The sequence below is a fragment of the Phytohabitans aurantiacus genome (assembly GCF_027923225.1).
In the GTDB taxonomy this organism is placed as follows: domain Bacteria; phylum Actinomycetota; class Actinomycetes; order Mycobacteriales; family Micromonosporaceae; genus Phytohabitans; species Phytohabitans aurantiacus.
Map to the genome: position 1 here is coordinate 1 of NZ_BSDI01000127.1, position 1,333 is coordinate 1,333.

At 66.2% G+C, this 1,333-nt stretch carries 1 pseudogene; it reads right to left on the reverse strand.

Features of this window, described 5'->3' with window-relative positions:
* Window positions 1–46: 46 nt before the first annotated feature.
* Window positions 47–1,281: pseudogene (locus QMG73_RS46100) on the reverse strand (IS3 family transposase).
* Between the last annotated feature and the right edge of the window lie 52 nt (window positions 1,282–1,333).

The following is a 1,333-nucleotide window of genomic DNA, read 5'->3' on the forward strand; positions in this document are numbered from 1 at the left end:
CAACCTTCGACCAAAGTGTCAAGCCCCGGGTTTGGTGGAGAGTTGGTTAGCTGGTTTTCAGGGGTGCGGTGACCGGTTGGGTCATCGCGTGTAGGGCCTCGTGCTCGGCGGGTGGGATGTGGCTGAGTTCGCCGTGCAGGCGGCGGTTGTTGTACCAGTCGATGTATTCGACGGTGGCCATTTCCAGGTCGTCGAGTCCGCGCCAGGGTCCTTGGTTGCGGACGAGTTCGGCTTTGTATAGGGAGTTGAACGCCTCGGCCATCGCGTTGTCGTAGGAGTCGCCCTTCGAGCCGATCGAGGCGACGGCGCCGGCTTCGGCGAGCCGCTGGCTGTAGCGGATCGCTCGATATTGGACTCCCCGGTCGGAGTGGTGGACGAGTCCTTGCAGGTCAGCGCCTTGATTCTGGCGGCGCCAGAGCGCCATTTTCAGCGCGTCGAGGGCCAGGTCGGTGTAGAGACTGGTGGAAACCTGCCAGCCGACGATCATGCGGGAGTACACGTCGAGGACGAACGCGGCGTACACCCAGCCGACGCTCGTGCGCACGTAGGTCAGGTCCGCGACCCACAGTTGGTTCGGTGCTGTGGCGGTGAAGTCGCGTTTGACCAGGTCACGAGGCCGGTCGGTCTCGGGTGCGGGCCGGGTGGTGCGTGGTGACTTGTCGCGCAGCAGGCCGCGTAGTCCGGCGGCGCGCATCAGCCGTTCGACGGTGCAGCGGGCCACCGGCACACCACGTCGCCGCAGCTCGTGCCAGATCTTGCGGGCGCCGTAGACGCCGTAGTTCTCGGCGTGGATCTGTTTGATCATCTCGGTCAGTTCGCTGTCGCGTCGTGATCGGGCGCTGGCGCAGCGGGTCTTGGCGGCGTAGTAGGTCGACGGTGCGATCTGCGCCGGCGTGCCTTCCAGCGCCTGCAGGACCGGCTGGACGCCGTGTTCTTCCTTCTGCGAGTCGACGAACGCGACCTTCATCGCGGTGGACGGTCCAGCTCGGCCGCGAAGAAAGACGCCGCGGACTTCAGGATCTGGTTCGCCCGCCGCAACTCGCGATTCTCCCGCTCGAGCGCGGCGATACGTTCGGCGTCACTGCTGCTGGTGGCCGGCCGCTGTCCCGCCTCGGTCTCGGCCCTCTTCACCCAGGTGCGCAACGCCTCGGGATGAACGCCGAGCTGATCAGCGATCCGCCGGATCGCACCAGCCGCCGACGCCGGGTCACGCCGGGCGTCCAGGGCCAGCCGGGTCGCGCGCTCACGCAGTTCATCGTCGTACTTCTTCGGTGCGGGCATTACCGGTGTTCCTCCCAGGTTTCGATGTCTCCATCAAACCCGGTCCGGAACA